The sequence below is a fragment of the Mycobacterium sp. SVM_VP21 genome (assembly GCA_024758765.1).
Lineage (GTDB): Bacteria > Actinomycetota > Actinomycetes > Mycobacteriales > Mycobacteriaceae > Mycobacterium > Mycobacterium heraklionense_C.
The window spans coordinates 3,126,283-3,139,825 of record CP101406.1; the positions used below are offsets into that span (position 1 = coordinate 3,126,283).

Here is a 13,543-nt window from a genome sequence, read left to right on the forward strand (position 1 = left end):
GGCGATTCTGTGTCTGCTCGCGGCAAAAGGTAGCCTGACCGGCGTGACTGGAGCTTCGGGCGTCGGGGTAGCGACGCTGGCCGCAGACGGATCTGTGCTCGACACCTGGTTTCCCGCACCGCAGTTGGGCGGCCCGGGCCAGGCCGGGACCACCCGCCTTGGCGCGGACGAGGTGCCCGCCGAACTGGCCGGACTGCTCGGAGCCGACGAGGACCGCGGCACCGAGACGGTCGCGGTGCGCACCGTGATCGGGTCGCTGGACGACACCGCCGTCGACGCCTACGACGCCTACCTGCGCCTGCACCTACTCTCGCATCGACTGGTGGTGCCGCACGGGCTCAATGCCGGCGGACTGTTCGGTGTGCTGACCAACGTGGTGTGGACCAACTACGGGCCGTGCGCCGTCGAGGGCTTCGAGTCGACGCGTGCCCGGTTGCGCCGGCGCGGCCCGGTGACCGTCTACGGGGTGGACAAGTTCCCCCGCATGGTCGACTACGTGCTGCCCTCCGGCGTGCGCATTGCCGACGCCGACCGGGTGCGCCTAGGTGCGCACCTGGCGTCGGGGACCACGGTGATGCACGAAGGATTCGTCAACTTCAACGCGGGCACCCTGGGCGCCTCGATGGTCGAAGGCCGCATCTCGGCCGGTGTGGTGGTCGGCGACGGCTCCGACGTCGGCGGCGGCGCGTCGATCATGGGCACGCTGTCCGGCGGTGGGACCCAGGTGATTTCGATCGGCAAGCGCTGTTTGCTGGGCGCGAACGCCGGATTGGGCATCCCGCTGGGCGACGACTGCGTGGTCGAGGCCGGGCTCTACGTCACCGCCGGAACCAAGGTCACCCTGCCCGACGGCAGCACGGCCAAGGCCCGTGACCTGGCCGGCCGGAACAATCTGCTGTTCCGCCGCAACTCGCAGACCGGCGCGGTCGAGGTGGTGGCCCGCGACGGTCAGGGCATCGCGCTCAACGAAGACCTGCACGCCAACTAGACCAGCGCCTCCTCCGGGGCGCGCTGGATCGGTTGCGGCCAGGGCTGCGGAACCGGCCGCGGCCGCACGATCTGCGGCCACCAGAACCAGCGCCCGAGCAGGGTCGCAACCGACGGTGTCATCAGCGACCGCACGATCAAGGTGTCGAAGAGCAGGCCCAGCCCGATGGTCGTGCCGACCTGGCCGATCACGATCAAGGCGCTGACCGCCATGGAGGCCATGGTGAAGGCGAACACCAGACCCGCGGCCGTGACCACGGCGCCGGTGCCGACCATGGCGCGAATCAGCCCGGTGTGCAGGCCCGCGTGGATCTCCTCCTTGATCCGCGAGACCAGCAGTAGGTTGTAATCCGCGCCGACGGCGAGCAGCACGATGACCGACATCGGTAGCACCATCCAGTGCAGCGGGATGCCCACGACGTGTTGCCAGAGCAGCACTGACAGGCCGAACGCCGAACCGAGGCTGAGCACCACCGTGCCGACGATCACCGTCGCGGCGACCACGGCGCGGGTCAACACCATCATGATGATGAAGATCAGGATCAGTGCGGCCGTCGCCACGATCAGCAAGTCGTAGTTGGCGCCCTGCTGCATGTCGTAGAACATCGCCGCACTGCCGCCGAGGTAGATCTTGGCCCCCTCGAACGGTGTGCCCTTGATCGCGTCGGCTGCCGCGACCTTCAGCGGTTCGACGCGCGATATTCCCTCCGGCGTCAACGGATCACCCTGGTGAATGATGGTGAACCGCACCGCATGACCGTCCGGCGACATGAACAGCTTGATGCCGCGTTTGAAGTCGGCGGTGTCGAAGGCCTCCGGCGGCAGGTAGAACGAATCGTCGTTCTTGGCGGCGTCGAACGCCTCGCCCATCGCGGTGGAGTTCTTCTGCATCGCGATGTTCTGGTCCTGCTGGGCCTTCTGCACCTGGTACTGGTTGAGCAACGTCTGCTTCTGATTTTTCATCGACTGGATCTGCGCCGGCATCACCGCGACCATCCGTGGCATCAACTCGGCCATGCGCTGCATGTCCGGCACGATCTCATCGAAGTCGGCAGACATGGTGTCGACGCCATCGAGGGCGTCGAAGATCGACCGCAACGACCAGCAGATGGGGATGTCGAAGCAGTGCGGCTCCCAGTAGAAATAGTTGCGGAACACCCGGAAGAAGTCGTCGAAATCGGCCATGTGATCGCGCATTTCGCCGATGTCGACCGCCGTGTTCGACATCTTGTCGGCCATCCGCTGCGACACCTCGGCCAGATCCTGCTGGATGCTCATCATCTCGGTCATCGAGTCGATGCTGGCCTGCAGGTCGTCGGCCTGCTTGAGCAGGTTCTCCAGGTTGGTCTGCATGTAGTCGTTGTTCATCAGCTGGGCCGTGCCGCTTTGGCCGACGGTGTACGGGATCGTGGAATGTTTGATCGGGTCCCCGTCGGGGCGGGTGATGGTCTGCACCTGGGCGATGCCGTGCACGCTCTTGAGGGCCTTGGCGATCTTGTCGATCACCAGGAAGTCCGCCGGGTTACGCAGATCCCGTTCGGTTTCGATCATCATCAGGTCCGGGTTCATCTTCGCCTGGGAGAAGTGCCGGAACGCCGCGGAATAGCCCACGTTGGCCGCGACGTCATCGGGCAGGTAGATGCGGTCGTTGTAGCTCGTGTGGTACCCGGGCAGCGTGAGCAGGCCGATCAGTGCCGCTGCGACGGCGGCCACCAGGATCGCTCCGGGCCAGCGGACGGTGGCAGTACCGACCCGGTGCCACCCGGTCGACCGGGCGACGCGCTTGGGTTCCAGCACACGACCGAAGCGACTGCACACCGAGATGACTGCGGGCCCCAGGGTCAACGCGGCGGCGACCACGATCACCATGCCGATCGACAGCGGGAAGCCCATCGTCTGGAAGTACGGCAGCCGAGTGAAGTGCAGGCAGAAGGTGGCCCCGGCAATGGTCAGCCCGGAGGCCAACACCACATGCGCGGTTCCGTGGAACATGCTGTAGTAAGCGGTTTCTCGGTCCTCGCCGGCCTTACGCGCCTCCTGATATCGACCGATCAGGAAGATCGCGTAGTCGGTGGAGGCGGCGATGGCCAGCGTCACCAGCATGTTGGTCGCGAAGGTCGTCAGACCGAACAGGTTGTGGAATCCCAGGAATGCCACCAACCCTCGGGCGGCCGACAGTTCGAAGACGACCATGAGCAGCACGATCAGCGTGGTGATGATGGATCGGTAGACGCCCAACAACATCACCGTGATGACGGCGAAGGTGAGCATCTCGATGGTTTCCATGCTCTTGTCGCCGACGTGGTTCTGGTCGGAACTTGTTGCCGCCGGCCCCGTCACGTAGGCCTTCACTCCGGCGGGGGCGCGCCCTTCGGACGCGATGTGGCGCACCGCGTCCACCGACTCGTTGGCCAGCGTCTCCCCCTGGTCGCCGGCGATGTAGACCTGAACGTAGGCGGCCTTGCCGTCGGCGCTCTGGGCGCCCTTGGCAGTCAGTGTGTCGCCCCAGAAGTCTTGGACGTGCTGCACGTGAGCGGTGTCGGCACGCAGATCGCGCACCATCTGGTCATAGAACTCGTGTGCGGCCGCGCCCAGCGGCTCGTCGCCTTCGAGCACGATCATCACCGAGCTGGAAGTGTCGTACTCGTGAAACACTTTTCCGACGCGCTTGGTGGCGATCATCGACGGTGCGTCGTTGGGGCTCATCGACACCGCGCGCAGCTTGCCGACTTCCTCGAGCTGCGGCACGACGACGTTCAGTACGGCAACGAAGGCGATCCAGGCCAGGATGATCGGCACCGCGAACGTCCGGATGAATCGGGGTAGCCGCGGGCGCGCAGCGTGACGTGCCGCCGGAACGGGTTCGGTCGGCGCTCCGGCCGTCGGCGCGCTCATGCGGCCTTCACAAAGCAGAAGGTTTCGGCGTTCACTCCGGTAGCCGTCCTTTCCTGTTTGACCTCGTCGTCGACGGTCACCCGGCAGCTGATGCTGTCGCCGTCGCCCTGGGCCAGGATGTTGGGCATCACCGAGGGCAAGGTGGTCTGCAGCGTCAGAGTCCACGGCAACGCCACACCGGCGACGCGCTGCGGCTTACCTTCGAGGTCCATGTAGTTGATGACGGCCGTGGTGCCCGAGCCGAAGATCTCGTATGTCACGAACTTCGGGTTGAAGTCTTCGGCGTTATCCGAGGACAGGTCGGTCACCACGACCGGATGCGCCCCGAACACTGTCCGCAGCTGGGCGACGGTGAGAGCTCCTGCCGCGACTGCCGTCACAATCAAAGCGGGCAGCCAAACCCGGCTGATCAGCCTTTTCATCGTCACCTTCCCCGACGTTGACCAGGCCGGTCGCCGTCTCCACTCCCGGTAGCTAAGCTAACTATGTAAGCGGATTAAGTCAATCCGGTTTAGTTGTTGCGCCCATTACACTGAGCCGCTGTGAGCGCCAGTGACACATCAGACCGCCCGCTACGCAAGGACGCGGAGCGCAATCGGGCGCGGGTGCTGGAAGCCGCCCGCGACCTGTTTGCCAGCAAGGGGCTGGAGCCCAACCTCAACGACGTCGCACACCATGCGGGCGTGGGGGTGGGCACGGTCTACCGACGGTTCGCCAGCAAGGAGGAGCTGCTGGAGGCGATCTTCGAAGACGGCCTGAACCAGCTCGCCGACTTGGCGGAAACAGCGCTGCAACAACCAGATCCCTGGCAGGGGTTCGTCTGGTACGTCGAGCAGATGTGTGAGATCACCGCGACCGACCGGGGATTGCGGGAGATCGCCTTCAGCAAGTCATACGGGGGCGATCGTGTGACAGCTGCCCAGGAGCGACTCATTCCCGTTCAGAAGCGGCTCGTCGAGCGAGCGCGCAGCGACGGTCGCCTGCGCCCGGAACTGTCCGATACCGACATGCCGATCTTCGGGCTGCTGGCCGGCACGGTGAGCGAGTTCGCCGGCCATGTCGACGCACACCTGTGGCGTCGTTTTGTGGCCATCCTTATCGACGGGATGCGCTGTCGCAGTGACCAATTGCCGTTGCCGGTGGCCGCACTCAATGACGACGGAGTCCAGTGCGCGATGCGAAGCTGGGAACCGGCAGGCCCCTGCGGTGACCGCAGCCGCGAATGAGATGAGCGCTACAGCATCGCCCTGCTGATCTTGTCGCTGTCTTTCCCGATCGTCTTGCAGTAAGCGCTGACCGCCACCTGCGTTCCCGACAGCTCCAGGTTCGACGGCTCGCCGCCCTTTTTGTCCTTGAGCATCTTGGAGATTTCGGAGCGCTGCTTCTCGTCGGTGTGGCCGTTGAACTCTCCGCAGGTGGTGTCGCCACCTTTGTTGATGACCTTGTCCACCGCCGAGCAGCCGCCGAGTAGGACCGCCGCGCAGGCGAGGGCGGTGACAGCGGCGAGACTGAATCGGTTCCTAGGCTTCACGGGCCCACCCTTCTGGTTTCGATTCGCGCAAGCGGAGCCTACGTCAGCAGCGCTTTCTTGAGCACCTTTCCCATCGCGTTGCGCGGCAAGGCATCCACGATCCGCACCTCGCGAGGCCGCTTGTGCGCCGACAGCTGTTGACCGACATAGTCGATCAATTCGCTGGTCTGCGCAGCGCCGCCCGCCGAGGGCACGACGAACGCGACGATCCGCTGCCCCAGGTCTTCGTCCGGCAATCCGACGACGGCCACTTCAGAGACCGCGGGATGGCCCAGCAACGCCGTCTCGATCTCACCGGCACCGACCCGAAAGCCGCCGGTCTTGATCAGATCGACCGATTCGCGGCCGACGATCCGATGCATGCCGTCGCCGTCGATCACCGCCACATCCCCGGTGCGGTACCACCCACCGGCGTCGAACGCCTCGGCGGTGGCGTCCGGGCGGTTGAGATAACCGTTGAACAGCGTCGGCCCCCGCACCGCGAGCCGACCGATGGTCGCGCCGTCGTGCGGCACCGCCCCGCCGTCATCAGCGACGAGCTTGGTCTGCACCCCGTGCAACGGCAGGCCCACCCATCCGGGGCGCCGCTCGCCGTCGACCCGGGTGCTCACCGTGATCAGCGACTCGGTGCTGCCGTACCGCTCGATAGGGGCATGACCGGTCTGGGCGACAAGGGCGTCGAATATCGGGACCGGAAGCGGCGCGCTGCCCGAGACCAGCAACCGCGCGGGCCGCAGCGCTGCAGCAGCACTCGCGTCGGCCACCACCCGCGACCACACGGTGGGCACCCCGAAATACAGCGTGCCGCGTGCGGCCGCGTATGCCTCCGGCGTCGGCCTGCCGGTATGTATGAAGCGGTTGCCCACCCGCAACGAACCCAACAGGCCCAAGACCAAGCCGTGCACGTGGTACATCGGCAAGCCGTGCACGAGCACGTCATCGGGGCTCCACTGCCAGGCCTGCGCCAGCGCATCGAGGTCCGCAGCCAGCGCCCGCCGGCTCAGTTGCACACCTTTGGGCGGGCCGGTGGTGCCGGAGGTGTAGATGATCAGCGCGGTGTCGTCGCCCACCTCGGGCACTTGGTACGACGAGCCGGCGCGCGCCGGGAAGTGCGGTAGGCCGGCGAGGTCGTCGGGCCGCTCCCCCAGCCAGGCCTGCGCTCCCGAGTCACGCAGGATGTGCCGGCGTTCGGCGACGCCGACGTCAGCGGGGACCGGTACCACCGGTACCCCGGCGAGCAGACAACCGGTGACCGCCAGCACGGTCTGCGCCGTGGGGGTGGCCAGCACCGCGACCGTCGGCGCCCCGGCAAGGTCTTCGAGCACCGCCGCGCCAGCGGTACTCAACTCGGCACGGCTCAGTAGGGTGTTGTCGATACGCACCGCATCGGCGATGTCCGAGGCGTTCGCACCGTCGGCAGCCAGCGAGGTCAGCAGCATCTGGGGGACGTTACCCGGTCCTCAGCACGGTCCCAGCCGACCGACTGGACGGCGGCCGACCGCTACAAGTGGTATCAACGAATCAGTTCCCTTAATTTATGGGCAACTCCTCAAGGAGAGGTACCCCCATGCACGACCAGTCCGTCCAGCGGCAGGGCACCGCTCGCAGTCAACGGTTGCCACGCAACCAGCAACGGGACCGGGTGCTGCGGTTGGTGGGCGCTGCCACCGGTGCGGTCGACGCCGCCGAGCTCGCCGAGCGGATGAACCTGCACGTCACCACGGTGCGGTTCCACCTCGATGCCTTGTGCGAGGACGGGGCGGTCGCCCGGACCCGGATCAAACGCGACGGCGTCGGGCGGCCCCGCACCGGTTACGTGGCGGTCCGTGACCGTCTGGATTACCGCAGCCTGGCCGAGATATTGGCGATGGAGCTCGGCGAGACCCCCGCCGAGCGACAGGAACGTGCCGAACGGGCGGGCGAACGCTGGGCCGACCGGATCCTGGCCTCCGACGACTCCGTCACCGAGGCCCCCGTCACGCCGAACAGATCGGCCGCCGGCGATGGCATCGACGAGTGCGCCGACCGGATCGCGGGGATCTTCGCACGGATGGGGTTCGGCGCGGAACTCACCGCAGCCGATGACGGCGACGGCAGCCGACGCACAATCCTGCTGCACGTCTGTCCGGTTCGCGACATGGCGCGGGCACACCCGGAGGTCAGCTGCGCCATGCACCGGGGCCTGTTGCGCGGGCTGCTCAACGCAGAGAACGCTCCCGGCGGCAGCGCGGAGTTGGAGCCGTTCGTCGAGCCGGAGATGTGCATCGCCAGGGTGATCGGCCGCTAACCCGGCAGGCTCGACACGGAATCGTCAATCCGTGTCGTCGGCGAATTCGCAGAACGCCGTGTAGGCACGGGCTCCGTAAATAGTGGCCGGCCCGCCGTGCATGAGAATGCTGACGCCGATGGCCTCGGCGGCCTCTTGCTTGGTGGCCCCGGCGCGCGCCGCCGCCCGTGCGTGTGAGGCGATGCATCCGTCGCAGCCCTGCACCACGCCCATTGCCATCGCCATGAGTTCTTTGACCTTGCGCTCCAAGGCACCGGATTCGAACGTGGCCTTGCTCATTTCGCCGAAAGCTTCGTAGACGCCGGGGATCTGCTGCCGAAGGTCACGGTGCTGCGGGTTCAGCTCGTTGAGGACTTCCTGGTAATGGCTCATACCCCCTAGGGTATCAGGTTCACGGTGCGGCCATGTGCGGGTAGCCGTGCTGGGTGGGCGGAAGGAAGTTCTCTTTGATCGTTCGCGCCGACGTCCAGCGCAGCAGGTTCAGCGGCGAACCCGCCTTGTCGTTGGTTCCCGAGTTGCGTGACCCGCCAAACGGCTGCTGCCCCACCACCGCACCGGTCGGCTTGTCGTTGATGTAGAAGTTCCCGGCGGCGAACCGCAGCCGCTGCAGCGCGGTACGCGCGGCGTGCCGGTCCTCGGCGATGACCGCTCCGGTCAGCGCGTAGCGCGATCCGGTGTCGATGAGGTCGAGAATCTGCGCGTACTGCTCGTCGGCGTAGACGTGCACCGACAGCAGCGGGCCGAAGTATTCCGTGCTGAACATCTCGTCAGCCGGATCGTCGGAGAGCAGCACCGTGGGCCGCACGAAGTAGCCCACGCTGTCGTCGTAGTCACCGCCGACCGCAACCTCAACACCGGCGGCAGCTTTGGCGCGCTCGATGGCGCGCACGTTCTTGGCGAACGCCCGCCCGTCGATCAGCGCGCCACCGAAGTTGGTCAGGTCAGTGACGTCGCCGCAGCGCAGCTCCGCCGTGGCGGTCAGCAGGTCGTCGCCGAATCGCCGCCACAACGAGCGGGGAATGTACGCCCGCGAGGCGGCCGAACACTTCTGACCCTGGTAGTCGAAAGCACCGCGAATCAGCGCGGTACGCAGCACGTCCGGGTGCGCCGAAGCATGCGCCACCACGAAGTCCTTGCCGCCGGTCTCCCCCACCAGTCGTGGATAGCTGCCGTACCGGTCGATGTTGGCGCCCACCTGACGCCACAGCGCACGGAAAGTCTCCGTCGAGCCGGTGAAGTGGATTCCGGCCAGCCGCGAATCCGCCAGCGCCACTTCGGAAACCGCGTAGCCGTCACCGGTGAGCAGGTTGATCACCCCCGGCGGCAGCCCAGCCTCTTCCAGCAGCTGCATGGTCAGGTAGGCGGCGAGGGTCTGGGTGACCGACGGCTTCCAGATCACCGTATTGCCCATCAGTGCCGGGGCGGTGGGCAGGTTGCCGGCGATCGAGGAGAAGTTGAACGGGGTGATGGCGTAGACGAAACCGTCCAGCGGCCGATAATCGGCGCGGTTCCACACCCCCGGGCTGCTGATGGGTTGCTGCGTCAGGATCTGACGGGCGAACGCGACGTTGAACCGCCAGAAGTCGATGAGTTCGCACGGCGCGTCGATCTCGGCCTGATAGACGGTCTTGGACTGGCCGAGCATGCCGGCGGCGGCGATGGTCTCCCGCCATGGGCCGGCCAACAGGTCAGCGGCGCGCAGGAAGATGGCCGCGCGCTCGTCGAACGGGGTTGCCGCCCAGTCGTTCTTGGCCGCGGCGGCGGCTTCGACCGCGGCGGTGGCGTCGGCGTGGGTGGCGTTGGTCAACGTGCCTAGCACGGCGGCGTGCCGGTGCGGCGCGACGATGTCGATGCGCGCACCCTCGCCCATCCGATGCCGGCCGGCGATGATGTGCGGCAAGTCGCGTGGTTGGTCGGCGAGCGCAGCCAGTGCGGTGCGCAGCCGGGTGCGCTCCGCCGAATCCGGGGTGTAGTCATGGACCGGCTCGTTGACCGGAACCGGTACTTCGGTGATGGCGTCCATAACCCAGGATGCGCCCGGATCCGCCGTCGGTCAGAAGATGCCAGCCAAATCGCTCGAGATGGACGTCAGGGTCTGCTGCAGCACCATGAGGTCGATGCCGGCGGCCAGGGTGAGCAGCCCGGTATCGGCGGCCAACGGCAGGCCGATGGCGTCGATCGGATTGCTGAGGTTCTCGGTGAACAGGCTGATGTCGTAGGCCGGCATGTTGACCAGCAACGAGGTCGCGATGTCGGCCTGCGGCAACAATGTCGCGTAGCCCTGCGAGAACGCCGACGTCAGACCGTTGACGATGTCGGTGAAGCTCGGCAGGGCACCACCGGCGCCGCTTCCCGCCAGCAGGCCGGCGAACAGCCCCGACGCATCGGCCGTGGCCGCCGGGTGCTCCAGATCGTTGACGAACGCCTGGAAGCCCTGCTGCAAGGCGGGGCCCATATTGTTCAGCGCCGTCATCAGCTGGTCGGTCGACGGGAACAGCCCGAACGTGGTGGGCACATTGGCCTGCCCGACATCCCAGCCCTCGTTGTCGGGGTTGTCGTAGCCCAGGTTCACGATCTGGGTCAACGCCGGGTTCAGCAGGTCCACCAGCGGCTTGCCGATCAACGGGATGCCCTCGAACAGGCGCAGCAGCGGCAGCACCTGATCGTCAGCCATCGGGATCATGTAGTAGGTGGTGTTCCCCTCGTAGCCGTCGGTGGTGGGCAGCTGGATGGCGTTGTCGAGCTGCTGGTCGGTGAGCAGCCGGTAGGTGGGATGGACGAACTCGATGCCCAGGAACGCGTTGAGGTCGGACAGGAAGTTCAGGGTGTACTTCGGGAAGTCGGCGAAGCCGTCGTACTCCTGGGTGTAGATGTCGGTCTGGTAGATGGAGTCCGCGGGAGTCGCACCGTCGAACGTGATGCCCAGCGCCGGCAGGCTCAGCGGGGCGAACCGTTCCAGCAACCCGCCGTCGGGGTTGCTCGGGTTGCCCACCAACACGAACTTCACCGCATCGGCGGCGATGCCGTCCTGCTCCAACTCCGGCATCACCATGCCGGAGATCGTCGAGCTCTGCGACTCCCCGTAGACCGCCACGGTGTTACCCGCTGCGACACTGTCTTCGATATAGGTCTTGAGCATCGTGGCGCCCTGGGCGAACGACGTGTCGAACGGCAGGCTCTTGACGCCGGTATAGATCGGCGAGCCGCCCTCCGGGGTGAACACCCCCTGAGAGTGGGCACCGGGAAGAATCCGTTGAATGAACAGGTCGTTGGCCTGCTGCACGTAGTCGGGGAACTTCGCCGAATCCTGCGGGATCGGGGTGCCGGTACCGCCGACGACCAGTCCAACCAGGTCATTCGCCGAGTCCGCCGCGCTACCGGCCAACAGCCGCACGGCCTGCATCTGCTTCATCGACGGGGTGGGAGCCATCGGTGTGACCGCGACAAGGCCGGCTCCCACCAGGCAGACACCTGCGGTGACGTAGGAGCGAAGTGCTAACGACATGAGATTTCCTTAGGCTCGACGACCGGTCAATAATTGGGCAGGCCCGCGCCCCCAAACAAGACCATTGCGCACCAATTTGCACTTTTTTGAAGTGCAGAGTGCACAATCTTCGCTACGCTGCGCCGGTGTGGAAGCGACCCTCGAAGCAGATCCGCGATCTCATGCGCCGGGGCGCCGAGGCGATGGTGAACATGGCCCCGGAGCAGCTCGATGAGCTGCAGCGGGCAGCACTTGAGTCGGAATACATGCAGGTCATCGGCGGCGATCCGCTACTGGCCGCGGCCATCCGCCGAGGGATCTGGTCCACGCTGCTGCACTGGGCGGCCGCCAATATCAGCCGTCCGGGCGAGCCGGTAGCGGCGAATACCGGCGAGCTGTCCGACATCGCCCGCGGCATCGCACGCCGTGGCCTGAGGTCACCGACGTCGGTCGACGCCTACCGGCTCGGGCAGAACATGGCCTGGCAGTTTTGGATGGAGATCGCATTCGGGTTGACCTCGGACCCGGCCGAACTGCGCGAGCTGCTCGATGTATCCGCGCGGTCGATGACCTCGTTCATCGACGCCACAGTCACCGAGGTCTATCGGCACCTACAGGTCGAACGGGACGAACTCGCCAACGAAGTGCATGCCGAACGTCGCCAAATCATCGCGCAAATCCTCAGTGGCAAGGCAATCCCCCGACAAGCCGAAGGCCAGCTCGGCTACCACCTGGGCCAAGAACACACCGCGGCCATCGTCTGGGGTGACGAGTCGGACATCGATCCGAGCGACCTCGACTGCGCCACCGAGGCGTTGTGGCCCACGCCGGAGATGCGTCCGATCTTGTCCGTGCGGATCGGCCCCGCTACCCGATGGGTGTGGCTGCCGGGTGTCGGAAGCCTCAATGTACCAAGGATTTCGGCGGCGATCAGCGAACTTCCCGGCGTCCGGATCGCGCTGGGGATCCCAGCATCCGGGGTGGCAGGTTTCCGGCGCAGTCATCTCGACGCGGTCGCTACCCAACGCATGATGATGAAGCGGCGCTCGTCCATTCAGGTCGCCAGCTTCGCCGATGTCGAACTCGTCGCGCTGGTTACCGCGGACGCGGCCCAGGCCGATCGATTCATCAAACACACCCTGGGTGATTTCGCTTCTGCCGACCGGGAACTCCAGGAAACCGTCCTGGTCTACGTCCACGAACAGTGCAACGGTTCCCGCGCCGCCGAACGTCTGTATACCCATCGAAACACATTGTTGCGCAGGATTTCCCATGCCGATGAGCTGCTACCTCGGCCGCTGGCCGAAAGCAGCGTCAGCGTCGCGGTAGCCCTCGACGCGCTGCGCTGGCGTGACGGCGGGACCTAGCAGCCCGAATAGGCCACGGCGATCTCGGCGGCTACCCGCGCATTGGCCAGTACCAGTGCGACGTTGGCCGCCACCGATGCGCCGTGCGTCTCGCGGTGGAAATAGTCCAGCAGGAATGGGGTGACGTCCTTGCCGTGGATGCCCGCGGCCCGGGCGGCGGCCAATCCTTCGGCCAGCACCCGGTCATGCAGTTGGCGGTCCAGCTCGGCGTCGGCGGGAATCGGGTTGGCCAGCACCAGCCCATAGCCGTCGGTGCCCAGCCGGTCGCGAGCCCGCAGCACCGCGGCAGCTTGTTTGGGTGTCTGGACCCACCAGTCGAGTGGGTGGCCGGAGTCGGCGAGGTAGAAAGCCGGAAAACGGTCGGTGCGGTAGCCGATCACGCCCACCGATAGCGTCTCCAACCGCTCCAACGTGGCACCGATGTCCAGGATCGACTTCACGCCCGAACACACCACCAGTACCGGGGTGCGCGAGAGGGTGGTCAGATCCGCGGACTCGTCGTAGCTGTGCTGTGCGCCGCGATGCACGCCGCCCAACCCGCCGGTGGCGAACACCGTGATGCCGGCTGCCGCCGCCAGGTGCGCGGTCGCGGCGACCGTGGTCGCACCGTCGCCGGCCACTGCGGCAAGCATCGCGATCTCACGGACACTGATCTTGATCGCCGTGCCCCCGACGGCGATGCGGTGCAGCGCATCATCGTCGAGACCGATGTGCGGCTGGCCGTCGATGATCGCGATGGTGGCCGGTACCGCGCCCGCCGAGCGCACGGCGTGCTCGATGGCACGCGCAATGCGCAGATTGTCCGGACGCGGCAGACCATGGCTGATGATCGTGCTCTCCAGCGCCACCACGGCCCGCCCGCCGGCCAACGCCTCGGCGACCTCGGGATGGATGCGCATCCGCTCAGCCTATGGCGCGCGGCGATCTGCGCGCATCGCTCGTGTCGGGCCAGGCTGGTAGCGTCCGCGACTGTTCACCGGGTTCATGCGGCG

12 protein-coding genes are annotated in these 13,543 nt (G+C 66.4%); 4 read left to right on the plus strand and 8 right to left on the minus strand.

The genetic code is table 11. From position 1 onward, the window contains the following. Positions 1-34 precede the first annotated feature (34 nt). Positions 35-988, plus strand: a complete 954-nt coding sequence (dapD, locus tag NM962_14405; GenBank protein ID UVO14741.1) for a 2,3,4,5-tetrahydropyridine-2,6-dicarboxylate N-succinyltransferase — start codon at positions 35-37, stop codon at positions 986-988. Here dapD and NM962_14410 read toward each other — a convergent pair. Then, complete coding sequence (locus tag NM962_14410; GenBank protein ID UVO11179.1) at positions 985-3,882, minus strand: MMPL family transporter; 2,898 nt, start codon at positions 3,880-3,882, stop codon at positions 985-987. The two genes, dapD and NM962_14410, sit on opposite strands and share 4 nt — an antisense overlap. Beyond that, positions 3,879-4,304 carry an MmpS family protein gene (locus tag NM962_14415; GenBank protein ID UVO11180.1) on the minus strand — a complete coding sequence of 142 codons (426 nt, stop codon included), beginning with the start codon at positions 4,302-4,304 and terminating at the stop codon, positions 3,879-3,881. Before NM962_14415 ends, NM962_14410 begins: the two co-directional genes overlap by 4 nt. A 120-nt stretch (positions 4,305-4,424) precedes the next feature. On the opposite strand from NM962_14415, the gene NM962_14420 reads away from it, so the two are divergent. Next, positions 4,425-5,108: a TetR/AcrR family transcriptional regulator gene (locus NM962_14420; GenBank protein UVO11181.1), complete on the plus strand. Its 684-nt coding sequence runs from the start codon at positions 4,425-4,427 to the stop codon at positions 5,106-5,108. 8 nt (positions 5,109-5,116) lie between these two features. Here the strand turns inward: NM962_14420 and NM962_14425 are convergent, their stop codons facing one another. Together NM962_14425 and NM962_14430 are read right to left on the minus strand one after the other, a co-directional pair. Beyond that, positions 5,117-5,413 carry a hypothetical protein gene (locus tag NM962_14425; GenBank protein ID UVO11182.1) on the minus strand — a complete coding sequence of 99 codons (297 nt, stop codon included), beginning with the start codon at positions 5,411-5,413 and terminating at the stop codon, positions 5,117-5,119. Positions 5,414-5,451: 38 nt separating this feature from the next. Further along, a complete protein-coding gene (locus NM962_14430; protein ID UVO11183.1) occupies positions 5,452-6,852 on the minus strand; it encodes an acyl-CoA synthetase in 1,401 nt (466 codons plus the stop codon). 128 nt (positions 6,853-6,980) lie between these two features. Here NM962_14430 and NM962_14435 point away from each other — a divergent pair, with 128 nt between their 5' ends. Beyond that, positions 6,981-7,700, plus strand: a complete 720-nt coding sequence (locus tag NM962_14435) for a transcriptional regulator (GenBank protein UVO11184.1) — start codon at positions 6,981-6,983, stop codon at positions 7,698-7,700. Positions 7,701-7,724: 24 nt separating this feature from the next. Here NM962_14435 and NM962_14440 read toward each other — a convergent pair whose 3' ends face one another. From NM962_14440 to NM962_14450, 3 genes are read right to left on the minus strand one after another with little or no spacing between them, the layout of a single operon-like run. Further along, entirely contained in the window at positions 7,725-8,072 is a 348-nt protein-coding gene (locus tag NM962_14440; protein ID UVO11185.1) for a carboxymuconolactone decarboxylase family protein, read from the minus strand. Positions 8,073-8,091: 19 nt separating this feature from the next. Beyond that, the gene (gene pruA, locus NM962_14445) at positions 8,092-9,723 is read right to left on the minus strand and encodes an L-glutamate gamma-semialdehyde dehydrogenase (GenBank protein UVO11186.1); all 1,632 of its coding nucleotides are present in this window, start codon (positions 9,721-9,723) and stop codon (positions 8,092-8,094) included. Positions 9,724-9,753: 30 nt separating this feature from the next. After that, entirely contained in the window at positions 9,754-11,205 is a 1,452-nt protein-coding gene (locus tag NM962_14450) for a PE-PPE domain-containing protein (GenBank protein UVO11187.1), read from the minus strand. A 125-nt stretch (positions 11,206-11,330) separates the two neighbouring features. On the opposite strand from NM962_14450, the gene NM962_14455 reads away from it, so the two are divergent. Beyond that, positions 11,331-12,551: a PucR family transcriptional regulator gene (locus NM962_14455; GenBank protein ID UVO11188.1), complete on the plus strand. Its 1,221-nt coding sequence runs from the start codon at positions 11,331-11,333 to the stop codon at positions 12,549-12,551. On the opposite strand, the gene NM962_14460 is transcribed toward NM962_14455, so the two are convergent. Continuing rightward, the gene (locus tag NM962_14460; protein UVO11189.1) at positions 12,548-13,450 is read right to left on the minus strand and encodes a pseudouridine-5'-phosphate glycosidase; all 903 of its coding nucleotides are present in this window, start codon (positions 13,448-13,450) and stop codon (positions 12,548-12,550) included. The genes NM962_14455 and NM962_14460 overlap by 4 nt on opposite strands. Positions 13,451-13,543 lie beyond the last annotated feature (93 nt).

Excerpts from the sequence above, each read along its gene's own strand:
- NM962_14410 (UVO11179.1), bottom strand. The coding sequence starts at position 3,882 with ATGAGCGCGCCGACGGCCGGAGCGCCGACCGAACCCGTTCCGGCGGCA.
- NM962_14415 (UVO11180.1), bottom strand. The coding sequence starts at position 4,304 with ATGAAAAGGCTGATCAGCCGGGTTTGGCTGCCCGCTTTGATTGTGACG.
- NM962_14430 (UVO11183.1), bottom strand. The coding sequence starts at position 6,852 with ATGCTGCTGACCTCGCTGGCTGCCGACGGTGCGAACGCCTCGGACATC.
- NM962_14435 (UVO11184.1), top strand. The coding sequence starts at position 6,981 with ATGCACGACCAGTCCGTCCAGCGGCAGGGCACCGCTCGCAGTCAACGG.
- NM962_14440 (UVO11185.1), bottom strand. The coding sequence starts at position 8,072 with ATGAGCCATTACCAGGAAGTCCTCAACGAGCTGAACCCGCAGCACCGT.
- pruA (UVO11186.1), bottom strand. The coding sequence starts at position 9,723 with ATGGACGCCATCACCGAAGTACCGGTTCCGGTCAACGAGCCGGTCCAT.
- NM962_14450 (UVO11187.1), bottom strand. The coding sequence starts at position 11,205 with ATGTCGTTAGCACTTCGCTCCTACGTCACCGCAGGTGTCTGCCTGGTG.
- NM962_14460 (UVO11189.1), bottom strand. The coding sequence starts at position 13,450 with ATGCGCATCCATCCCGAGGTCGCCGAGGCGTTGGCCGGCGGGCGGGCC.